The following is a 21,914-nucleotide window of genomic DNA, read 5'->3' on the forward strand; positions in this document are numbered from 1 at the left end:
CTTAGCTTGTTTCAAGCACGTTGCGCATAGCCTTTGCTTTGAGCAAGCACTCTTGATATTCCTTTTCAGGGTCAGATTTAGCCGTAATGGCGCTACCCACTGAAAAAGAGACGTAGTTGGTGTTGGAGTTGTACAAAATACTTCGGATAACCACATTGAAATCGAAATTGCCCTTTGGGTCAAAATAACCCACAGCACCACTATAAAGCCCGCGCTTGGTCTCTTCCAATTCTTCAATGATTTTCATTGCGGAAATTTTTGGGGCGCCAGTCATACTTCCCATAGGGAATGTATCCTTGATCAACTCTAAACTTTTTTGGCTTTTGGAAACCTTAGAGGTAATTGTAGAAATTAATTGGTGTACCTGTTCAAAACTATAGACTTTGCACAATTCCTCCACCTGTACAGTTCCGTTCAAAGCACTTTTTGAAAGATCATTCCGAACCAAATCAGTAATCATTATGTTCTCTGCGCGTTCTTTTTCATCCTCAAAAAGCCGTTTTTTTAACACCTCATCTTCTTTTTGATTGACTCCTCTGGCCGCTGTTCCTTTAATTGGTTGGGAAACTACAGTTTGCCCTTGCTTTTTGAGATATCGTTCTGGTGAAGTACACATTAAATAATGAATTCCAAGTCTAAAGTAGGCAGCAAAAGGTGGTTTGGAAATTTCATTCAGCTTTAAATAAGTTCGTAAAGGGTTGATCAGTGTATTTTCAGCATAAAACTCTTGACAAAAATTGGCCTCATAAATATCCCCTCGATGAATATGCTCCAAAAACTTATGGGCTTTTTCAAAATAAGCATCTTTATGAATGCGCATTTTTATTTTGATAGGGTTTCTCCCAGTTTCATTTACCCTCTTCACTTTTGAAAATTCTAAAATTTCCGAAAAGTCATTTTCAATTTCATGCGCATACTCTTGCAAATACAAAAAGTTGAGTTTACCCTCTTTTAAGATGATGATTTTTGAGGGTTGAAAAAATTGAATCTCAGGAAAATTTAGACCATCAAAATTATCTGAAACCAAATTTTCAAATCTGTTTTTTATATCATAGGTCAAATACCCGAACAACCAATCCTGTTCTTTGTCGGTGAAATTTTGTATTTCATCGATATTATTGATGTAATCATCAGACTTATCGGTCTGTTTTGAAATAGCCAAGATGGCATCAAAAGAGCTGTACTTGCTTAAATGGCCATTACTGTCCAACCAAACAACTTTGGGATATACATTTGACCATTCCAACAAAACCTCTTTGATTTTATCAGAATCTGAAATGGCAAAAGAACGGTGCTCGCGCAATACTTTTTTACTTTAAAGTTTCCAAAAACGCATTTAAAGCTGATTGATGTTCTGCTTTAAGATTCTCGTCTTGGATTGTTCCTTCACCAAAATTGGCATGAAAGGAGGGTAAAGAAAAAGTGGATACGATTTCGGCACCAAATCTTGGTAACATGTTCTGCGTGGCTTCCAAAGAACCTATTCCTCCTCTTTTTCCCGGCGAGGTGGCCATTAAAAACACTTTAGTGTTTTCCAAGAATTTTCGTTCCAGACGCGACAACCAGTCCAATACATTTTTAAAGTATGCGGATAGATTTCCATTGTGTTCATTAACGGAAAGCAGTAGAGCATCTGCCTGCTGAATGTCATTTTTCAGCTCAACCAAAGAATTGGAATATCCTTTTTGCTTTTCATCATCCTCACTAAACATGGGAAAAGGATAGCCCGTCATATTCAATAACCTAACATCATGATCATGACCTTCTATTTGTGATGCGGTATATTGTACCAATTGATAATTAATGGAAGTTGAAGAATTACTCCCAGCGAATGCCAAAATTGCAGCCATAAACAAAAAACTTTGATTGTTTCGCTAAAATACCTCAATTGATACTTAGATGCGAGTATTTTATATAATTTTACGCACTAGAAACCCAAAAATACTGTTAGACAAGTATATAGGGTAAGTTTTGTTCCATGAATACAAAGTCCAACAGATTGTTTTTTATCGATGCCATGAGGGCTTGGGCCATTCTCATGATGCTACAAGGACATTTTATTGATGGCTTGTTGGATCCAATTTTTAGAGATTCGCAGAATTTTATTTACAATTTGTGGTTGTACTTTAGAGGTATTACCGCACCTGTTTTCTTTACGGTTTCTGGATTTATTTTTACGTATTTATTGGTGAGGGTTCCTCAAAAAGGTTTTGAAAATCCCCGAGTTAAGAAAGGAGTCAGACGAGGGCTTCAACTTATTCTCATTGGTTATTTGCTTCGTTTGAATCTCTTTGGGCTTTTTAAAGGTGAAGTTTATAGCGGGTTTTATCTAGTAGATGTATTGCATTGCATTGGCCTTTCCATTCTTTGTATTATTGGCATTTACTTGCTTTCTTCCAAAAGAAAGAAATTTGTTTTCCCATTGATTCTGGTTGGCCTTACTTTATTGCTCTTTCTTTTTGAGTCTGTCTATAAACAATTTGCTTTTAGCTATTTTCCTACTGGAATTGCAAATTATTTTACCAAAGTCAACGGTTCTGTTTTCACTATTATCCCATGGTTGGGGTATACAACCATTGGTGGGGCATTGGCGCTTCTGCTCACTCGCTTTAAGAATTTCAAATATTTGTATCCGGCCGCTATTGGTATTTCGATTTTAGTAGGTTATGTGCTGACGTATCAATCTTCAAATTTCTTTATTTGGTTGTATGCAATTACAGGCGTAGAATTATTCCAAATGATTCAGGCTAACAATTACCTTTTTATACGTTTAGGGGATGTATTCTTTGTTTTTGCAGTATTTATGGTCTTGCGTTCTCTATTAGCCCACAAGACCATTCTAAAAATTGGTGCCAACACTTTGACCATCTACGTGGTACACTTCATCATTCTCTATGGAAGTTTTACTGGTTTGGGACTTTACAAATTCTTTCATCATGCATTAACCCCATCTATAGTCATTCCTGGAGCTTTAGCTTTCATGATAGCTTGCACATATCTGTCTCTTCAATATGCCAAGTATGAAAGTGATATTAAAGGACATCTCTACTTTGCCCTACAGTTCTCTAAAGAACAGCTAATACATCTTCAGAAATCTGCTATGCCCATTTATAAAGAGGTAGCAACAAAAATTCGACTTTTTCTACAACGATTGGTTCAAGGGGTTCGAGGTTAACCCTCATACAATATAGTCTCCTAATCAAAAATATCTTTTTGGATTTAAGCATCATTCCAAATAGCGCATAGAAAATAATCTCATAATATTGAATTTATAATGAGATTTCTCACTTCGTTCGAAATGACAATATTCTATAAAAATCAACTAAACATGAATAGCCCTGTCGTCCGTAGCGGCTAAAGCAGCTTCTTTAACGGCTTCGGCATAGGTAGGGTGCGCATGGCTCATCCGGGCCATGTCCTCTGCAGATGCCCTAAATTCCATAGCTGTGACACCTTCTGTGATCAAATCAGCACAACGTGCTCCAATCATGTGCACGCCAAGTACCTCATCGGTCTTTTTATCCGCTAAAATTTTCACGAAGCCATCTATGTCCATACTGGCACGGGCACGGCCAAGTGCGCGCATTGGGAATTGACCTACTTTATAATCTACCCCGGCCTCTTTGAGCTGTTCTTCGGTTTGACCTACTGCTGCTACTTCTGGCCAAGTATAAACCACTCCTGGAATTAAATTATAGTTGATGTGAGGTTTTTGTCCAGCAAGAATTTCAGCTACCATAGTTCCTTCCTCTTCAGCTTTATGGGCCAACATAGCTCCTTTGACCACATCGCCAATGGCATAAATGTTGGAAACATTGGTCTGTAGATGTTCATTCACCTCTACTCTACCCCTATCGTCAAGCTTCACGCCAGCAGCCTCCACATTTAAACCATCGGTATAAGGCCTTCTTCCAACTGACACTAAACAGTAATCACCTTTTAAAACAACTTCTTGTCCTTTTTTATCATCTGCTTTAACAACTACTTCATCTCCTTCACGCTCTACAGATTTCACCTTGTGGGATAAATTGAACTTGACTTTTTGTTTTTTCAACACTTTTGTCAACTCTTTAGAAAGCCCACTATCCATTCCAGGAATAATACGATCCATGTACTCTACAACGGTAACATCAGCACCTAATCTTTTATAAACTTGTCCAAGCTCAAGTCCTATGACCCCTCCTCCAATTACAATCAAATGTTTTGGCACCTCTTTGAGTTCCAAAGCCTCTGTTGATGTAATAATTCGCTCCTTATCCAATTTGATAAAAGGTAAGGTTGATGGTTTAGAACCTGTGGCGATAATAGTATGTTTTGCTTCGATGGTTTCTTTTTTTCCATCACCTTTGGTGATATCGATATGGGTTGCATCTTTAAAACTACCTACTCCCTGGTAGACATCAATTTTATTTTTGTCCATCAAAAATTGAATTCCCTTGGTGGTCTGATCCACAACGGCCTGTTTTCTGGCGATCATTTGTTTGATGTTCACCTTGACTTCTCCCGGAATGTCTATACCATGCTCTTCAAAATGTTTTATGGCATCTTCGTAATGATGGGATGAATCCAATAAGGCTTTGGAAGGAATGCAACCAACGTTAAGGCATGTTCCTCCCAAGGTTGCATATTTTTCAATTATTGCAGTTTTCATTCCCAATTGGGCACATCGGATTGCCGCTACATAGCCTCCAGGTCCAGAGCCAATAACGGCCACATCATATTGATTCATACTAAATGCTTAGAGATAATTATTTGTTCGATTATCAGTACAAAAATAACAATGTTTATCCGATACATCATTATTGCACCGTAACATATCATACCAAAAAAGTACTGCCTTAAACCACTTTCAGTTAATTACTAAAATCAAACACCAGTAGTGCGCAGATAAAATTATACCGGAGCCAATGGGAATTTATTGGCACTAAAATGTCCTACCCACAGACCACCCAAAAGTGAAAACTGAAGTCCGGACTCAAATAAAACAGGACCTGTCCATTGATCACAAACTACAACTAGGGACATCTTGCCCAAGATGAACAAGGAAATGAAGAAATGTGGCCAGTGATTATCCCGTACCACAATCAAAGATGCTATAAACCCTGCAATGACCGCCGAAGCAAAAGTGGCCAAAGTCCCAAATAACAATTCCATATTGGTAGAAGTACAAAAACTCAGACCGCCCAGAATAATATCTTGTGATAAAGTCGTATAAAGAATCAATGATAAGCCTCCAACCACAGTGGCGATAACTGTGAGCAAAATACGCGTCTTGGATTTCATGATGTTAAAAGAAGTTTATTGATGGTATTCGTTTTTTGATCTGCACAGAAATTAGGCATATCTTATAAATACCGACTCGTTTTTAACATCGATTTAGGTTAAACTTTGCTAAATATGAACTGAAGCGCTTTGTTTAACTTCATTGATGACGAAAGAACTATGGGTATTTCCAATATTACTGATTGCGGTCAATTTAGTGACCATAAACTCTCGATAACCTTTCATGTTCTTAACATTAACAATAATGATATAGTCGTAGTCCCCACCAACATGGAAACAATCTGATACTTCATCCAGTTTTAGAATTTCTCGTTCAAACCTCAATACATTTTCCTTGGTATGCTGTAGCAAACGAATATGGCAAAGTACTGTAAAGTCCCGTTCTACCTTTTGTTTGTCCACCAAAGCCACATATTTGGTTATGACTCCATTGCGTTCCAAACGACGAATTCTTTCATACACAGCAGTTTTAGACAATTGTAGACTATCTGCATATTGTTTGGTTGTCTTTTTACAATCATCTTGAAGCAATTGCACCAATTTTTTGTCAGTTGCGTCTAGTTCCATTTGGACAAATTTTCATCAAAAAAACATTTCAATACATAAATTTAGAACAAAAATCTATAATATACACTTAATAACGAACAATAATCCAAATAATTTGTTTTCAATTGAAAATAAGTCAATCTTAACATATTTTTACCCTAAAAACAACCCATGACCTACAAGGCAACAGAAAATATTCAGGATTTACAGTATTTTGGAGAATTTGGAGGAGTAAACCCCTCTATTTCAGATTCATCCACATACACTTTTCTCTCTGCAAAAACCATGTTCGATACATTTGAAGGTAACACGGAAGGTTGCTATCTGTATAGTAGACACTCCTCCCCTTCCAATTTGTATTTAGGAGAGGCCATGGCGCAATTGGAAGGTACAGAATCCGCCAATGTCTATGCTAGTGGCATGGGGGCGATTAGTGCCGTTATATTTCAGCTGTGCGATTCCGAAGATCATATTGTTTGCAGTAGAACCATCTATGGGGGTACCTATGCTTTTTTAAAGAATTTTGTGAAAAAGTTTGACATCGCCACTTCTTTTGTTGACATCACCGATGTAGAAACCGTAGAAAAGTCCATCACACCCAAAACCAAAATGATTTATTGCGAAGCCATCAGTAATCCTTTACTTGAAGTAGCTGATATTGAAGCTTTATCCCAGTTGGCAAAAAAACATGAAATCCCTTTAGTTGTGGATAATACGTTTTCACCTTTAAACATCAACGCTGCCAAGCTTGGGGCTGATATTGTGGTGCATAGCCTTACGAAATTCATAAATGGCAGTAGCGATTGTGTTGCAGGTGCTGTTTGTGCCTCAAAGGACTTTTGTTTGTCGCTAAAAGATGTGAATGATGGTGCCGGAATGCTTTTGGGCAGCACTCTGGATAGTCTCCGAGCTGCTTCCATTCTCAAAAACATGCGCACACTGCACATTCGCATCAAAAAGCACAGTGAAAATGCCCTTTATCTAGCACAACAGTTTGAAAAAGACGGACTCAAAGTGGTTTACCCAGGATTGGAAACTCATCCAGGCCACCAAATTATGAGCAGGCAAATGAATGATGAGTACGGTTTTGGTGGACTGTTGACATTGGATGTAGGTTCCGTTGAAACAGCCAATAAATTGATGGAAATGATGCAAAAAGAAAAGTTAGGCTATTTAGCGGTTAGCCTAGGCTTCTACAAAACACTGTTTAGCGCATCTGGCACATCCACTTCTTCTGAAATTCCTTTGGAAGAACAGGAAGAACTGGGACTCTCGCAAGGGCTCATTCGTTTTTCTATTGGCCTGGACAATAATATCCACAACACTTATTTGGCGATGCGAAAATGCATGGAAAAATTAGGAGTCTTGACCGAAGATTCCACTCTGGCTTAGTAAGCAATATAGAGGGCTGTTTGGAGAACAGGCCTCAAAATTGTAATATTACTCACTAACAAAATGAGACCAGATGCCAAAAAAACAGGAAAAACCCAAGTACAGAGAGAATGAAAATGTTGTAGAAAATAAGGAATTGAATATTTGGGAAGCCCTGATTCCCGTTTTTGCTTTGGTGGCCATGTTGGCCTACAATGTGTATGTTTTTGGGGATGATGCGCTCAGTGGCTCCAATCAATTTATTTTGTTGTTGGGAGGTGCTGTAGCCGCAACTGTTGGTTTTTTCAATAAAGTATCCTACAAACAAATGATAGCCGAAGTGGCAGAAAATGTACGCTCCACCACTGGAGCTTTGTTGATACTTTTAATGGTGGGAGCACTTTCTGGAACTTGGTTGGTAAGTGGTATTATCCCAGCGATGATTTATTATGGTCTTCAAATTTTGAATCCCACTATTTTCTTGGCGGCCTGTGTTATTATCTGCGCTATTATATCCATAGCCACTGGAAGTAGTTGGACAACAGCAGCAACAGTGGGCATCGCATTGATTGGAATTGGTGAAGCTTTGGGGATTTCTTTGGGCATGACAGCAGGAGCTGTGCTTTCAGGCGCCTATTTTGGTGATAAAATGTCCCCTCTTAGCGACACTACCAATTTAGCACCGGCCATGGCAGGTGGAGATTTGTTTTCACACATTAAATACATGACCTACACTACAATACCCACCATAAGCATCACTTTGTTGGTCTTTATTATTTTAGGATTCACCATCGATACTTCTGGAGTAGCAGACACAGGAACCATTCTAAAGAACATTGATGCTTCTTTTAATATAAATGGTTGGTTGTTTATTGTTCCGCTTGTGGTCATATTTATGATTGTAAAAAAAGCCCCTCCACTCCTAGCTTTGTTGATTGGAACATTATTGGGTGGAGTTTTTGCACTTATTTTTCAACCCGATATCGTGGCCACCCTTGGAGGAGGTTCAAGTTTAACCTTTGAATCTGGCTACAAAGGAATCTTAAATGCCATTACGGTTGATACTGCCATTGCCACCGAAGACCCTGCATTGAATGATCTATTTTCATCCGGAGGTATGTCAGGAATGTTGGGTACTATATGGCTGATTGTTTGCGCTATGGTATTTGGAGGTATCATGGATGGAATAGGTGCCTTACAACGTATCACCAAATCTCTGTTGAGTATGGCCAAGACAACATTCGGGCTTTTTGCAAGCACAGTTGGTAGTTGCCTTGCACTCAATGTAACCGCATCTGACCAATATCTGGCTTTGGTAGTACCAGGGAAGATGTTTTCCAAAGCCTACAAAGAAAGAGGCTTGGCACCTGAAAACCTTAGTAGAACATTGGAAGACTCTGGGACTGTAACATCTGTACTGGTCCCATGGAATACCTGTGGCGCATACCATAGCGGCGTATTGGGCGTTGGCGTTGGAGAATACGCATTGTATGCGGTTTTCAACTGGTTGAGTCCTTTTATGACATTGTTATTTGCTGCCTTTAGAATCAAAATAAAACAATTGGCAACCAAATAATTTTCTTTAGTTTGATTTGGTTTTTCCAAAGTGCCAATTCAAGAATAATCCATATTAAGGTTCATATCTTAAAAACTTATCTTTTTTAGGCGGCAAATATTACCGAATAATTGATGATTGACCTTCATTTTTGAGCAAATGAAAAATCACTCTTTTCGAGCCAAAAATATCCTTGAAAACTTCATGCACGAAGCACGCAATTTTTAAATTTGCTATTCCCAAAAACGAATAAATCATGACATTAGTTGGTAAAAAATTCCCAAGTTTAGAAGTTAACGCTATTGATAAATCTGGAGCTAACTTCACACTAAACATTTTCAAAAAAGCTCAAGAAGAGAACAAAAAAATAGTTCTGTTCTGGTACCCAAAGGACTTTACATTTGTTTGTCCTACCGAATTGCACGCTTTTCAAAACACCTTAGAAGAGTTTGAAAAAAGAAACACTTTGGTTATAGGTGCTTCTTGTGATACCGCCGAAGTACATTTTGCATGGTTGAACACAGAAAAGAAAAATGGCGGCATTGAAGGTGTAGAATACCCTCTTTTGGCCGACAGCAACAGAAACCTTGCATCTACCCTAGGGATTTTGGACATCACCAACGAAAGGTATGATGAAGAAACTAAAGTATTTACGGTAGACGGTGACAATGTAACCTATAGGGCCACCTACCTTATTGACGAAGAAGGAACTGTTTTTCATGAAAGCATCAACCACATGCCCTTAGGAAGAAATACTTCAGAGTTTATTAGGTTGATAGACGCTTACGCCCACGTTCAGAAATGGGGTGAAGTTTGTCCAGCAAATTGGGAAGATGGTAAGGAAGCCATGAACGCAGACCGTACCGGTGTTGCGGAATACCTTTCCAAGCACGCCAACTAAAAATCCACATTGACTTATACTAAAGATTGACAATCATACATAATAGTGTTTGCGATCTTTTCAGATACATGCCCATTTGATGTTTTCAAATGGGTTTTCTTTTTCAATCCTGATAGTATTTTAGTACTTTTCAACCTCTAAACTATGTGATTGTCATAAATCAGGAATTGCCCCTGCCATTTTCCACTTTTATCAAACGCTATTTATGCAAAAAGAGTCTTTTTTAAAAAATAGAATCCGAAGTGTTGGTTTTGCTTTTAAAGGATTGTTTTTGCTGCTTTGGACAGAATCCAGCATCAAAATTCAATTTGTGATTGCTTTATTGGTGACGGGAACCGGTTTTTATTTTGAAATCTCAAATACAGAATGGATGATGCAATTATTTGCCATAGGAATGGTAATGGGTATAGAGGGCCTTAATACGGCCATTGAAAAACTTGCTGATTATGTACAACCGAACAAAGACCCAAAAATTGGTGTGATCAAAGATGTATCTGCGGGTGCCGTAATGATTGTTTCTATCATTGCAAGCATTGTTGGATGCATAATTTATCTCCCAAAACTCATCTGATGGACATCCACTACCTGTTGAAGCATCGTAAATTTGTAAATTAGCCCCGGTATTAAAAAAAGTAATGGCAAAAAAGAGGACAAAATCCAAATCTACTTCTTCCTCCAAAAAGGGTTTATCATTAAAACCTTCAAAACAAAACAAAATTATTTTTGGCAGTCTTTTGATTGTGCTGAGCATTGCGCTGTTCTTTTCATTCATGTCTTATTACTTTACCTGGCAAGAAGATCAAAGCATGCTCACAGAGTTTCGGGACAGAAATGCCGAAGCCAGTAATCTGTTGAACAAATTTGGAGCAGCAGTAAGTCATTTTTTCATGTACAAGGGCTTTGGACTAGCTTCCTTTGCCTTGCCTCTTTTATTGGCCGTAACCGGACTCTACTTGTTTTTAGGATTAAAAGGAAAAAACCTGATGGGCAAATGGATCTGGGGTCTGATAGGAGTTATATGGATTTCAGTAGCCTTGGGCTTTTTTGCAACCGAACAACCCCTTTTGGGTGGCCTGATCGGTTATGAAATGAATGACTTCCTTCAAGATTATGCTGGAAAAATAGGAGTTTTTCTGTTGTTGATTTTTGTATTGATGGTCATTATGGTTCGACTTTTCAACTTTACCCCGGAAGGTGTTGCCAATTTTTTCCGTTCGCAAAAACAGCAATTACAATCTGATTTAAAGAAGACCAAGAAAAAAACCGAACCAATAACCGAAGATATTGTAGATGAAGAAGGCAGTGTTGAATTGAGCGTGGATTCCGATACACCTCTTACAGTTGACACCTATACCCACAAAAAAGATATTCCACCTTTACAAAATGAAGCTGGTTTGGATGTGAATCTTCCGCAGGAAGAAGAACCAGAAATTGATTTAAAGGTTGAAAAAGTCACCCAAGAAAAGGAAGACACGGATATCAAGGCCGCCAAACTTGTGAAAGATTTTGGTGAATTTGACCCTAAGCTGGAATTGGGCAATTACAAGTTCCCTTCTATTGACCTTTTGGATTCTCATGGAACATCCAAAGGGATTAAAATCAATCAAGAAGAACTGGAGGAAAATAAAAACAGGATTGTAAACACGCTCAAGAATTACAAGATTGGCATTGCTCAAATTAAAGCTACCATTGGCCCAACCGTTACACTTTATGAAATTGTTCCAGAAGCAGGAATACGTATTTCCAAGATAAAAAATCTAGAGGATGATATTGCACTTTCATTGGCCGCCCTGGGTATACGAATCATAGCTCCCATACCTGGAAAAGGAACCATCGGTATTGAAGTGCCCAACAAAAATGCCTCCATTGTTTCGATGCGATCGGTGATTGCCTCCAATAAATTCCAAAAAGCTGAAATGGAATTGCCCGTTGCTTTTGGCAAAACCATTAGCAACGAAACTTTTGTAGTGGATTTAGCCAAAATGCCCCACATGTTAATGGCTGGTGCAACAGGGCAAGGAAAATCGGTGGGATTGAACGCAGTGATCACCTCTTTGCTCTATAAAAAACATCCCGCGGAAATTAAATTTGTTTTGGTAGATCCCAAAAAAGTGGAACTTACACTTTACAATAAAATTGAGCGACACTTTTTGGCCAAACTACCCGATTCTGAAGAGGCTATAATCACTGACAACACCAAGGTCATCAATACCCTCAATTCGCTCTGTATTGAAATGGACAATCGTTATGAGCTCCTAAAATTGGCCATGGTAAGAAACATCAAAGAATACAATGTCAAATTCAAGGCTAGAAAACTAAATCCTAACGACGGACACAAATTTCTACCCTATATTGTTTTGGTGATTGATGAGTTCGCCGACCTTATCATGACTGCCGGTAAAGAAGTTGAGACACCTATTGCCAGATTGGCTCAATTGGCAAGGGCCATCGGAATACACTTGATCATCGCTACACAAAGACCTTCGGTAAATGTGATAACTGGTATCATTAAGGCCAATTTCCCAGCTAGAATTGCCTTTAGGGTGACATCCAAGATAGACTCCAGAACCATTTTGGATGCACAAGGGGCTGACCAGCTCATCGGTCGAGGTGATATGCTGTACACGCAAGGTAATGATGTCACCCGTATTCAATGTGCCTTTGTTGATACTCCCGAAGTTGCCAAAATCACAGAATATATTGGTTCACAACGTGCCTACCCAGATGCCCACATCCTACCTGAATATGTTGGGGAAGATTCTGGCACGGGTATTGATTATGATATTTCGGACAGGGATGCCATGTTCCGTCAAGCTGCAGAAGTAATCGTCACTGCACAGCAAGGTTCGGCTTCCCTCATCCAAAGAAAATTAAAATTGGGCTATAACAGAGCTGGCAGAATCATTGATCAATTGGAAGCAGCAGGAATTGTTGGTCCTTTTGAAGGAAGTAAGGCCCGTCAGGTTTTGGTTCCGGATATTTTTGCCCTAGATCAGCTTTTACAAAATGAAACAAAATAATACCATGTTAAAAAAACTACTACTTTTCATAACAATTTTCAGTATCGGCATAGTTTCCCATGCTCAAAATTCATCCAAAGCAAAAGCCTTGTTGGATGAAGTCTATTCCAAAGTAATGAGCTATGACAATATTTATATTGAGTTCTCATCTGCCATAGAAAATATGGAGGCCAACCTCAAACAAGAGACCCATGGCAATGTAACCTTAAACGGTGACAAATATGTGCTCAATTATTTTGGTGCCAAGCAAGTGTATGATGGTAAAAAAGTATATACCGTTGTTCCTGATAACGAAGAAGTTGTAATAGAAGACGTAAATGAGGATGAAAACAATGTAAGTCCTTCCAAAATGTTGACTTTCTACAAAACCGGTCATAATTACCAATGGGATATTATGCAAAATGTTGCAGGCAGAAAAATCCAATACGTAAAGTTGATTCCCATTGATTCCAATACCGAAATCAAATCAGTGCTATTGGGTATTGATACACAGACCAAACACATTTACAAATTGATTCAAACTGGGAGTAACGGGACTAAAACCACCATAACCGTTAATTCTTTCAAAACCAATCAGCCTCTTTCAAGCGGTCTGTTTACCTTTGACGAGAAAAAATACGAGGACCAGGGGTACTACATCATAAGGAATTAGGCATTGAAAATACTAGACAGGTATATATTATCCAGATTTCTATATAATTTCTTCAGCTCTTTCTTCATTCTAATTGTCATATTCATTTTTCAAGGAATATGGCTTTTCATAGATGATCTTGCAGGAAAAGGCTTGGGTATTGTTATTATTGGGAAGTTTATTTTCTATTTCATTCCAACTTTGGTGGATAAAGTACTGCCATTGACAGTACTGCTCTCTTCCATTTTAACCTTTGGGGCTTTCGCTGAAAACTACGAGTTTGCCGCCATGAAAGCCTCGGGTATTTCTTTGCAACGAGGTATGCGAAGCCTTATCATTTTCGTTTCATTTTTGGGTGTTGTCACCTTTTTCTTTGCGAATAACATCATTCCCAAATCTGAACAAAAAATGTTCAACCTGAGAAGGAATATTGCCAAAGTAAAACCCGCTGCCGCTATCACTGAAGGTGTTTTCAGTGATTTTGAAGGTACCGGGCAGGGCATGAACATTAAAGTGGAAAAGAAATATGGCGAGCAGGATCGTTTTTTGGACAATGTAATCATCCATAAGAAAACCAAGCAAAGTGTCAACAATACCGTTATCAAAGCTAAAGCTGGAGAATTGATCAGTAGCGAGGATTCTGACATTATCCAATTGGTTCTGAAAGATGGTCATTATTATGAAGAACTGAAACCTAAGAACAACAAAGACAAAAAAAAACATCCATTTGCCAAATCTGAATTTGAGACCTACACCATCAATATTGATATCTCTGAATTGAACAACCAAAACCTAGAGGAAGATCAGAATATCACCACAGACAAGATGAAAAATGTGGGTCGATTGATCAAGGATATTGATTCCCTGGAAAAGAACAATTTGGAAAAGGTAGAAGCATTTTCTAAAAACATTGTGAATAGGATTGGTGCTTTCCCAGAAACCAAACCTAGGGATAGTACTTTGGAAGCCAGTAAAAAAAGAGCTGAAAAGGCCTTAGAGGTTCAAAAAGATACCATTGAGAATATTGATGATTATCTAAGCGGCCTAGAGCAATGGCAGCAAATGCAGGTCATCAATAATGCCAAAAGTTCTGTTACCGGAATATTGAACACGGTTCGTTCCAAAAAAGAAGAGCTTCAAAAGCGATTCAAATTCTACAACAGTCATATTCTATCGTTACATAAAAAATACGCATTGGCTTTCTCCTGCATCATTTTATTCTTTGTGGGAGCTCCTTTAGGGGCAATCATAAGAAAAGGAGGATTAGGGCTACCCATGGTCGTTGCCATTATCCTATTTTTGACTTATTATTTCATTGGAGTATTTGCGGGCAATTACGCTAAAGAGGGCAATATCAGCTCTGTACTGGGAGCTTGGCTACCAACATTGATCATGTTGCCATTGGGAATTTCCCTGACCAAAAGAGCAACTGCTGACAAGGGACTTGTTGGATTCGGTCACTTCATTGATAGAATAAAACAATTTTTCAGCAAAAGAATAAAGACTCAAAAAGACTAAATGGTTGCAAAGGATAAAAACATAAAACTGGATACCATTGAAGAAGCTATTGCCGATATCAGAAAAGGCAAGGTGATCATTGTAGTAGATGATGAAAATCGCGAAAATGAAGGTGATTTTCTGGCAGCTGCCGAATTGGTTACTCCAGAGACCATCAACTTTATGGCTACACATGGTCGTGGCTTAATCTGCGTTCCCTTAACTGAAGGTAGATGTGATGATCTTGGCCTTCACAAAATGGTCACGCACAACTCAGACCCCTTGGAAACTGCGTTTACGGTTTCTGTAGATTTAAGGGGCAACGGGGTAACTACCGGAATTTCCGCCTCCGATCGTGCCAAAACCGTTTTGGCCTTGACCGATTCTGCAACTAAACCTCATGAATTGGCAAGACCAGGTCATATTTTTCCCTTGATTGCCAAAGAAGGTGGGGTTTTAAGGCGTACCGGACATACAGAAGCTGCTATCGATTTTGCCCGTTTGGCTGGGCTTGAACCTGCCGGAGTAATTGTGGAAATCATGAATGAAGATGGCACCATGGCACGTTTACCTGAACTTGTGGAGGTTGCCAAAACTTTTGACCTTAAAATTGTTTCCATTGAGGATTTGATCGCCTACCGAATGGACCATGACAGTCTTATTGAGCTAAAAGAAGCTTTTGACATTAAGACACGCTTTGGAGATTTTCGTTTAAGAGCTTATAAACAAACCACTAATAATCAAATACATATTGCCTTATTGAAAGGCACTTGGAATAGTGGGGAACCTGTTTTAACACGTATCAATTCAACCCTGGTGAACAATGATATCTTGGGTACTTTGACCAATAATCCGGATGAGGTCCTCAAAAAAATGTTCAAGGCTCTAAATGCTGAAGAAAAAAGCGCCATGATTTTCATTAATCAAGGGAACCAATCCATGAACCTGTTGGGAAGATTGGCTGAATTCAAAAAATTACAGTCCGAAGGCATTTCCAAAGCGCCTAAAATTGAAATGGACGCCAAGGATTTTGGAATTGGGGCGCAAATCCTTCACGACTTGAACATATCCAAAATAAGATTATTGAGCAATTCAGCCCAAACCCGAAGAGTGGGCATGGTTGGTTATGGTCTAGAGATTGTGGAATACGTGAATTATTAAAGATTCTCTCGAATCACTTGTGCCATTTTTTGGGCCCTTTTGGTTACTTCATCTACTGTCCATCCCAATTTAACCAAACAAGAAATGGTTCTGCTCATCCAGTGGTCTGAAGCCGAAAAATCAGCTTTGGAATAATCAGGCATACTTTCCTTGACTTCATCGGGCAGTTTTCCCAATGATTTCAATTCAGTCAAGTGCTCCCACTTTTTATAGTAATGCCAATTGTTGTCGAACCAATAAAAACAAGCATCTATTGCATTGGCACCCAAAGCTGTGTGTACTTTTTGCGCTGATGCTTCCGAAGGAAGAAAAAAGCTAAGGAATGAATAATTCTCTTCCCCTCCCTCAGGAACTCTTCTAAAAGTAACTTCTGGTATACTGGACAAAGCTTCTCTTAAAATGGTATAATTTCTTTTTTGAAGCCCTATAAACTCATCCAATCTTGACAACTGTGCTATACCAACGGCAGCATTCAATTCGGAAATTCGAAAGTTGTACCCTAAAAAGGGGTGTTCTTCCGCTCCCCTATTATTTCCAATATGATCATGTCCATGGTCAGCATATTTATGGGCATTCTCATAATACGTTTGATTATTGGTGATTACCGCTCCTCCTTCACCACAGGTAATGGTCTTTACATAATCGAACGAAAAACAGCCTAAATCCCCAATGCTGCCCAAAGGTTTTCCATTGTAACTTCCTCCGATGGCCTGACATGCATCCTCTAAAAGCAACAAACCATGCTTGTCACAGAGTTGCTTAAGTGTGTTCAAATTAGCCATGGATCCACACATATGAACAGGCATAATCACTTTGGTTTGTTGGGTAAGTGCCTTTTCTACGGCAACAGGGTCCAAAGTCAATGTGTCATCAATATCTACCAAAACCGGAATGGCCCCTAAAGCCAAAATAGATTCAAAACTTGCTACAAAGGTGAAGGTGGGCATAATCACCTCATCCCCTGCCCCAACTCCCGCACTGGCCAAAGCAACGGTAAGTGCTGCTGTTCCACTACTTACAACATGAGTATATTGACTTTGCATTTTAGATGCTAATGCAGCTTCCAGTTCTTTGGTTTTCCAGTGTCCATTTCGAGCACCATCAAATCCATAGCGCATGAGCACTCCTGAATCCAATACATCTTGTACTTGTTTTCGTTCTTGATCACCAAAAAGTTCAAATCCGGGCATATATTTTTTTGTTAGTTTAATTAATTATTGATGAGAGGACAATCTAAATGTATTGCATGAAAAAATCAACAACTTTATCTCCAAACCATAGTTTAATGGCCATTGCAATCACCGCCACGACCAAAAAAGATTTGATAAAACCATCTCCTTTTGATACTGAAAATCTGCTTGCAAACCACGCTCCTGAGCCATTACCAATAGCCAAAATAAGTCCCATTTTCCAATTGACCTTATCATTTAGGGCAAAAACCGCCAAAGCAGATAACATGTACACAAAAACGACTACAACTTTAGTTGCGTTTACCCTCACCAGATTCATCCTGTTGACATAATGCATGAACAAAATCATTAAAAACCCTAATCCGGCATTAATGAATCCACCATAAATACCAAAAAAGAAAAAAACCACAATGCTCCACCATAAATATTTTCCCGTAAGCCGTTCTTCCATCTCTTCCATACGCATCTTTGGCTTAAAAATGATGATCAAAACCACTGCAAGCATCACCATGGCCAAAATCCTGTTGAATGTTTCTCCATTGATATCAACAGCAATCCAAGCTCCAATAATCGACCCTAAAAATGACGCTGTTCCGAGGTAAATGTTAAATGGGAAAGTAGAAATTCCTTTGCTTTTAAAACCAGCCGTTGCCAGCGCAGTTTGAATGACAATGGCCACCCTATTGGTTCCATTGGCCACTGCGGGTGGAAGCCCTAAAAAAATCAATGTAGGTAAAGAAAGTAAAGAACCACCTCCAGCCACTGTGTTGATGAAACCTACTGCAAATCCAACCGCAACTAAGAGCACATAGTGGTACCAAGCATCCATGCTTGCAAAAGTAGTGGGTAAATTGGGATTGAAGAATAGAAAAAATTAAAGTTTACAAACTTTTACAGAACCAAAAAAGCTTTTTATATTTGCACCCGCAAAAGGAGGAATGGCAGAGTGGTCGAATGCGGCAGTCTTGAAAACTGTTGAGGGTCACACCTCCGGGGGTTCGAATCCCTCTTCCTCCGCTGAGTAGCATTCAAAAGCTACTATAAACCCTGTAAATACATGATTTACAGGGTTTTTCATTTTTATTGATTCCATATAATATTGTCTAATATCATCAAAAAGGTGAGTATATCGGTGAGTAAAAGTTAGAATTAAAAATACTCACCGATTTAGCTATAATTTATTGATTTTCTTTCATTTACAAATGTATTTTTTGTACTTTAAGATAGCTTTTTTGTCAACTTTTAAAGTACTCACCTATGAAAAATACGTTCTCTGTTCTGTTTTACCCCAAGCGAAATGATGTAGACAAACGTGGAAAAGCCCTGTTATACCTGAGGATAACGGTAAATGGAAAGCGTTGTGAAGTCAGTACTCAACGCAAGGTTGATTTATCCAAATGGGACTCGACAAAGGAACTTTTGCAAGGTAAAACGGCATCTAGTAGGGAGCTAAATATTCATTTGAATAATATCCGTACACGACTATTTAAGATTTACGACAAACTTCAGGAAGAAAATAGGGAGGTTACTGCGGTATCTCTAAAAGATATGTATTTGGGAAAGAAAAAGCCTGAGAAGATGCTGTTGGAACTTTTTCAAGAGCATAATGACCAAGTAGATCAACTCATTGGTAAAGATTTTTCCGCCGGAACAGCAGAACGATATAGAACGGCTAAGAAACATGTCGGCGATTATATCAACAGAGAGTATAAAAAGAATGATATCCCCGTAAAAGATGTAAATCACAAGTTCATAAGCGGATTCGAATATTATTTAAAAACGGTACGGAAATGCAGTCATAATACCGCAATAAAATATGTGGTGAATTTCAAGAAGATCATACGGATTGCCTACGCCAATGACTGGATTACTAAAGATCCCTTCGTTAATTGGAAAGTAAGGCTTAAAAAAGTAGAACGTGAATTTCTGTCCACTGATGAAATTCAACAATTGTTGGATACAGAATTTCGAACCCCTCGTTTGGAACACGTAAGGGATATCTTTGTTTTCTGTTGCTTTACTGGATTGTCTTATGCTGATGTGAAAAAGCTAAATAAGAATGATGTCAATAAAGGAATTGACGGAGAGAATTGGATAAACACCGCTCGAACCAAGACGAAATCCAAAGCTAATATTCCCATTCTTCCAACCGCACAAATGATATTGGATAAATACAAGGATAGTCCTTACTTGATCAATGATAGGGTACTTCCTGTACTGACCAACCAAAAGATGAATGCTTATTTAAAGGAAATAGCTGACCTCAGTGGGATAAATAAGAACCTTACTACACACTTAGCTCGTCATACCTTTGCAACCACAGTAACGCTTTCTAATGGCGTGTCCATTGAATCAGTAAGTAAAATGTTAGGACATCGAAATCTTCGAACTACTCAACATTATGCTAAGATTTTAAACAGCCGAGTTAGCGACGATATGCAAATGTTAAGGGAGAAGTTGCAGCAAAAAGACGTACTTCATAAATCTAAATAAAGTTGATTATTTCCAGGTTATTTAACTCTTCTTTGTGTCCTATAAAACCCTAAGAAACGGGACTATTAAAAAAGACCCTACATGGGACCCATTCTTGTTCGGCAAATTCATTTTACACTTTTGTCATCTAAAACGGCCGATTTAAAGAACAGCGTTCTAGAACTTTTCAAAAATGGAGTATGTCTTTTAAAATGTTCTTTTTTAGGGTCTAAACAAAATTTAAGATTTTATCATTGTGTATAAAGCAGTGCGTGTGACCAATTTTGTTCTTTCCGCTCATTTGTTATAGCCATATTAGCAGTAGTATTCCCTTCTAAAATAACTTTTCCTTTTTATAGAAAATGCAAATTCCAATTATAGCTAATCCCATTGCGAATACATAAGCGGCCAAACCAATATTGTTAACTTGTGTGTCATATCCCTTTTCAACTATTACTTCCCATATGCCCGGTCTGCCTTTAAACCCAAATGCCCAATTTCCGAAATTAAATGCGACATGAAGTCCTAAGGGTAAGGCTAATCCTTTTGTTTTTAATGCTGCCAAACCAAATAAAATCGCTCCGGTGCCAGAACCTATTATTGCGTTTTGCCATGTCATTCCACCAAATAGATGTTCAATAACAAAGATTGCGGTTATAATAATCAATGCTAAAAAAGGTGTCAAGGAATAACTTAAACTTCTTAAAGAGTAGGAGCGAAAAACTAATTCTTCTCTGCATCCGACAAATATATATAAGAGTAAGATTAATAATATTTCGGTCATAGTTATTTCGGGAACGAAGTTCAATTGAAGATGACCAAAACTTAATGTTATCATTACTTGCATGATTGCTATTGATAAGCCAATACCAAAGCCAATAGAAAAACGTGGAGCACTCTTTTTACTAGGAACAATCCCCACATCGTTCAACTTAAGTTTTTCCCAACGTGTAAATATTACAACCAAAAAAAAGCTTAAGATTGTTGCAATAAACATTGATAATTGCCCAGCAATATTTACTTCTGCACTTTCGGATAAAATTTCAGCAAGTATTATTACAATCAAAGTACAAGCATAAAAAAGAATTACCCTAGCTAAGGTGTGCCATCTCTGATTTTTATTTTTTTCCTTAATAGCCATAGAGTATTTATTAGTGACTTCGACCAGTACTTAATCCTGTTAATAGGTCAGCAAATAAAATTATTATAGATACTACTTGCGCTTCAAATTGGAATATGAGACCTATTATTTCTTAAAGTAAGTGGTTGGGTTCTCCCCAGTGAACTTTTTGAAAGCTCTATTAAATGTTGCTTTGGAATTAAAACCTGACTCCATTGCAATGCCCAGATAGTTAAGATGAGCATATTTAGGGTCGTGAATTTTTTGTTTTACTTCATCTACGCGCAACTCGTTAATAAAATCATTGAAAGTTTTACCCAGCCCTACATTAATCGTCTGAGATAGGTCATTTATGTTAAGCTCCAGTTGATTAGCTAACTTCTTGAGCGTCAACTTTGGGTCTAGATAATACTTGTTCTTTGATACTTGTTCAAAAACCTCATTAGGGTCGTAGAGGAGGCTCTTAACTGATTTTCTGGATTTGACTGGTTTGTCAATCTGCTGAATAGAGCTGTCAACATGCCATCTATATACAAGGTAATAGATGGTAGCAGATATCCATATATATGAGAAATAGTATGTTTTTAGATTTGCAAAGGACAGGTCAAAACTTGACAGATATAAGCTAGATGATATATAGAACAACCAACAAACAAGCATAACTCCACAAATTATATATAGAGAAATAAGCCAATTGATAGTTTCTTCAGAAATGTTGGAATAAAATCCTTCCAATCCCTTTCGATATGATTCTAAAATCCGAATGGATTTAAATATAAAAAAGGAAAAATGAATTGAGGCGGCAATGTCAATGACAAAACTCATTTGATAAAATAATTCTATATCCACTATTCCCAACTTCGATAGCAGTACGAAAAGGAAATCGAAGAGGAAAGATGGGACAAAAAGACCGTAATTGAAGCTATTATTTGTAAACTTTTTATACAGACTGCTCTGAGTATAAAGGAGAAGCAAAGGCCCCCAAGCAAACTGAAATAAAAGAGGTATAGGGAAGGTTAACCAAAATACCGGGAAAATCTCCTGAAGCGCTATTTTAATACAGGCCAGTGAGATAGAAAGCAGAAACAAACTGAATATTAATCGATTTTTACCTCGATTTTTTTTTAAAATAACAGCGAAAAAAATAAGTAGCCCGTGAACTCCTCC

19 protein-coding genes and 1 tRNA gene are annotated in these 21,914 nt (G+C 38.2%); 11 read left to right on the forward strand and 9 right to left on the reverse strand.

Annotation, left to right across the window (positions count from 1 at the left end; translation table 11 throughout):
• Position 1: 1 nt before the first annotated feature.
• Both HJC33_RS13950 and HJC33_RS13955 read right to left on the reverse strand, forming a co-directional pair.
• Positions 2-1,303, reverse strand: a complete 1,302-nt coding sequence (locus HJC33_RS13950; protein WP_171659432.1) for an anthranilate synthase component I family protein — start codon at positions 1,301-1,303, stop codon at positions 2-4.
• Positions 1,304-1,310: 7 nt separating this feature from the next.
• The gene (locus HJC33_RS13955) at positions 1,311-1,850 is read right to left on the reverse strand and encodes an NADPH-dependent FMN reductase (protein ID WP_171659433.1); all 540 of its coding nucleotides are present in this window, start codon (positions 1,848-1,850) and stop codon (positions 1,311-1,313) included.
• Positions 1,851-1,978: 128 nt separating this feature from the next.
• On the opposite strand from HJC33_RS13955, the gene HJC33_RS13960 reads away from it, so the two are divergent.
• Positions 1,979-3,175 carry an acyltransferase family protein gene (locus HJC33_RS13960; RefSeq protein WP_171659434.1) on the forward strand — a complete coding sequence of 399 codons (1,197 nt, stop codon included), beginning with the start codon at positions 1,979-1,981 and terminating at the stop codon, positions 3,173-3,175.
• Positions 3,176-3,322: 147 nt separating this feature from the next.
• Here HJC33_RS13960 and lpdA read toward each other — a convergent pair whose 3' ends face one another.
• The 3 genes from lpdA to HJC33_RS13975 all read right to left on the reverse strand — a co-directional run bounded on the left by lpdA (position 3,323) and on the right by HJC33_RS13975 (position 5,850).
• Positions 3,323-4,729: a dihydrolipoyl dehydrogenase gene (gene lpdA / locus HJC33_RS13965; protein WP_171659435.1), complete on the reverse strand. Its 1,407-nt coding sequence runs from the start codon at positions 4,727-4,729 to the stop codon at positions 3,323-3,325.
• Between the two features lie 164 nt (positions 4,730-4,893).
• Positions 4,894-5,283, reverse strand: a complete 390-nt coding sequence (locus HJC33_RS13970) for a hypothetical protein (protein WP_171659436.1) — start codon at positions 5,281-5,283, stop codon at positions 4,894-4,896.
• Positions 5,284-5,391: 108 nt separating this feature from the next.
• A complete protein-coding gene (locus HJC33_RS13975) occupies positions 5,392-5,850 on the reverse strand; it encodes an Lrp/AsnC family transcriptional regulator (protein ID WP_171659437.1) in 459 nt (152 codons plus the stop codon).
• 150 nt (positions 5,851-6,000) lie between these two features.
• Between HJC33_RS13975 and HJC33_RS13980 the strand changes: the two genes are divergently transcribed.
• The 8 genes from HJC33_RS13980 to ribB all read left to right on the forward strand — a co-directional run bounded on the left by HJC33_RS13980 (position 6,001) and on the right by ribB (position 15,965).
• Complete coding sequence (locus HJC33_RS13980; RefSeq protein ID WP_171659438.1) at positions 6,001-7,221, forward strand: aminotransferase class I/II-fold pyridoxal phosphate-dependent enzyme; 1,221 nt, start codon at positions 6,001-6,003, stop codon at positions 7,219-7,221.
• 73 nt (positions 7,222-7,294) lie between these two features.
• On the forward strand, positions 7,295-8,776 hold the full coding sequence (gene nhaC / locus HJC33_RS13985) for a Na+/H+ antiporter NhaC (protein WP_171659439.1): 1,482 nt from the start codon (positions 7,295-7,297) through the stop codon (positions 8,774-8,776).
• Between the two features lie 235 nt (positions 8,777-9,011).
• Positions 9,012-9,656, forward strand: a complete 645-nt coding sequence (locus HJC33_RS13990) for a peroxiredoxin (RefSeq protein ID WP_171659440.1) — start codon at positions 9,012-9,014, stop codon at positions 9,654-9,656.
• Between the two features lie 205 nt (positions 9,657-9,861).
• On the forward strand, positions 9,862-10,227 hold the full coding sequence (locus HJC33_RS13995) for a diacylglycerol kinase family protein (protein ID WP_171659441.1): 366 nt from the start codon (positions 9,862-9,864) through the stop codon (positions 10,225-10,227).
• Positions 10,228-10,291: 64 nt separating this feature from the next.
• Positions 10,292-12,676: an FtsK/SpoIIIE family DNA translocase gene (locus HJC33_RS14000; RefSeq protein ID WP_171659442.1), complete on the forward strand. Its 2,385-nt coding sequence runs from the start codon at positions 10,292-10,294 to the stop codon at positions 12,674-12,676.
• A 4-nt stretch (positions 12,677-12,680) separates the two neighbouring features.
• The gene (gene lolA1 / locus HJC33_RS14005) at positions 12,681-13,328 is read left to right on the forward strand and encodes an outer membrane lipoprotein periplasmic chaperone LolA1 (RefSeq protein WP_171659443.1); all 648 of its coding nucleotides are present in this window, start codon (positions 12,681-12,683) and stop codon (positions 13,326-13,328) included.
• Positions 13,329-13,331: 3 nt separating this feature from the next.
• Entirely contained in the window at positions 13,332-14,825 is a 1,494-nt protein-coding gene (locus HJC33_RS14010) for an LptF/LptG family permease (RefSeq protein WP_171659444.1), read from the forward strand.
• The gene (ribB, locus tag HJC33_RS14015; RefSeq protein WP_171659445.1) at positions 14,826-15,965 is read left to right on the forward strand and encodes a 3,4-dihydroxy-2-butanone-4-phosphate synthase; all 1,140 of its coding nucleotides are present in this window, start codon (positions 14,826-14,828) and stop codon (positions 15,963-15,965) included.
• Here the strand turns inward: ribB and HJC33_RS14020 are convergent.
• Together HJC33_RS14020 and HJC33_RS14025 are read right to left on the reverse strand one after the other, a co-directional pair.
• A complete protein-coding gene (locus HJC33_RS14020) occupies positions 15,962-17,155 on the reverse strand; it encodes a DegT/DnrJ/EryC1/StrS family aminotransferase (RefSeq protein ID WP_171659446.1) in 1,194 nt (397 codons plus the stop codon). The genes ribB and HJC33_RS14020 overlap by 4 nt on opposite strands.
• 43 nt (positions 17,156-17,198) lie before the next feature.
• The gene (locus HJC33_RS14025) at positions 17,199-17,984 is read right to left on the reverse strand and encodes a sulfite exporter TauE/SafE family protein (RefSeq protein ID WP_171659447.1); all 786 of its coding nucleotides are present in this window, start codon (positions 17,982-17,984) and stop codon (positions 17,199-17,201) included.
• 103 nt (positions 17,985-18,087) lie between these two features.
• On the opposite strand from HJC33_RS14025, the gene HJC33_RS14030 reads away from it, so the two are divergent.
• Positions 18,088-18,172 (forward strand) — tRNA-Ser (locus tag HJC33_RS14030).
• Positions 18,173-18,412: 240 nt separating this feature from the next.
• Positions 18,413-19,648: a site-specific integrase gene (locus HJC33_RS14035; RefSeq protein WP_171659448.1), complete on the forward strand. Its 1,236-nt coding sequence runs from the start codon at positions 18,413-18,415 to the stop codon at positions 19,646-19,648.
• A gap of 313 nt (positions 19,649-19,961) precedes the next feature.
• Here the strand turns inward: HJC33_RS14035 and HJC33_RS14040 are convergent, their stop codons facing one another.
• Both HJC33_RS14040 and HJC33_RS14045 read right to left on the reverse strand, forming a co-directional pair.
• A complete protein-coding gene (locus HJC33_RS14040; RefSeq protein WP_171659449.1) occupies positions 19,962-20,768 on the reverse strand; it encodes a CPBP family intramembrane glutamic endopeptidase in 807 nt (268 codons plus the stop codon).
• A gap of 105 nt (positions 20,769-20,873) precedes the next feature.
• Complete coding sequence (locus HJC33_RS14045) at positions 20,874-21,572, reverse strand: helix-turn-helix domain-containing protein (RefSeq protein WP_171659450.1); 699 nt, start codon at positions 21,570-21,572, stop codon at positions 20,874-20,876.
• Between the last annotated feature and the right edge of the window lie 342 nt (positions 21,573-21,914).

This window comes from Flagellimonas amphidinii (assembly GCF_013090115.1).
Classification (GTDB): Bacteria; Bacteroidota; Bacteroidia; order Flavobacteriales; family Flavobacteriaceae; genus Flagellimonas; species Flagellimonas amphidinii.

Excerpts from the sequence above, each read along its gene's own strand:
- HJC33_RS13955 (WP_171659433.1), bottom strand. The coding sequence starts at position 1,850 with ATGGCTGCAATTTTGGCATTCGCTGGGAGTAATTCTTCAACTTCCATT.
- HJC33_RS13960 (WP_171659434.1), top strand. The coding sequence starts at position 1,979 with ATGAATACAAAGTCCAACAGATTGTTTTTTATCGATGCCATGAGGGCT.
- lpdA (WP_171659435.1), bottom strand. The coding sequence starts at position 4,729 with ATGAATCAATATGATGTGGCCGTTATTGGCTCTGGACCTGGAGGCTAT.
- HJC33_RS13970 (WP_171659436.1), bottom strand. The coding sequence starts at position 5,283 with ATGAAATCCAAGACGCGTATTTTGCTCACAGTTATCGCCACTGTGGTT.
- HJC33_RS13975 (WP_171659437.1), bottom strand. The coding sequence starts at position 5,850 with ATGGAACTAGACGCAACTGACAAAAAATTGGTGCAATTGCTTCAAGAT.
- HJC33_RS13980 (WP_171659438.1), top strand. The coding sequence starts at position 6,001 with ATGACCTACAAGGCAACAGAAAATATTCAGGATTTACAGTATTTTGGA.
- nhaC (WP_171659439.1), top strand. The coding sequence starts at position 7,295 with ATGCCAAAAAAACAGGAAAAACCCAAGTACAGAGAGAATGAAAATGTT.
- HJC33_RS13990 (WP_171659440.1), top strand. The coding sequence starts at position 9,012 with ATGACATTAGTTGGTAAAAAATTCCCAAGTTTAGAAGTTAACGCTATT.
- HJC33_RS13995 (WP_171659441.1), top strand. The coding sequence starts at position 9,862 with ATGCAAAAAGAGTCTTTTTTAAAAAATAGAATCCGAAGTGTTGGTTTT.
- HJC33_RS14000 (WP_171659442.1), top strand. The coding sequence starts at position 10,292 with ATGGCAAAAAAGAGGACAAAATCCAAATCTACTTCTTCCTCCAAAAAG.
- lolA1 (WP_171659443.1), top strand. The coding sequence starts at position 12,681 with ATGTTAAAAAAACTACTACTTTTCATAACAATTTTCAGTATCGGCATA.
- ribB (WP_171659445.1), top strand. The coding sequence starts at position 14,826 with ATGGTTGCAAAGGATAAAAACATAAAACTGGATACCATTGAAGAAGCT.
- HJC33_RS14020 (WP_171659446.1), bottom strand. The coding sequence starts at position 17,155 with ATGCCCGGATTTGAACTTTTTGGTGATCAAGAACGAAAACAAGTACAA.
- HJC33_RS14025 (WP_171659447.1), bottom strand. The coding sequence starts at position 17,984 with ATGGATGCTTGGTACCACTATGTGCTCTTAGTTGCGGTTGGATTTGCA.
- HJC33_RS14035 (WP_171659448.1), top strand. The coding sequence starts at position 18,413 with ATGAAAAATACGTTCTCTGTTCTGTTTTACCCCAAGCGAAATGATGTA.
- HJC33_RS14040 (WP_171659449.1), bottom strand. The coding sequence starts at position 20,768 with ATGGCTATTAAGGAAAAAAATAAAAATCAGAGATGGCACACCTTAGCT.
- HJC33_RS14045 (WP_171659450.1), bottom strand. The coding sequence starts at position 21,572 with ATGAGTTTTGTCATTGACATTGCCGCCTCAATTCATTTTTCCTTTTTT.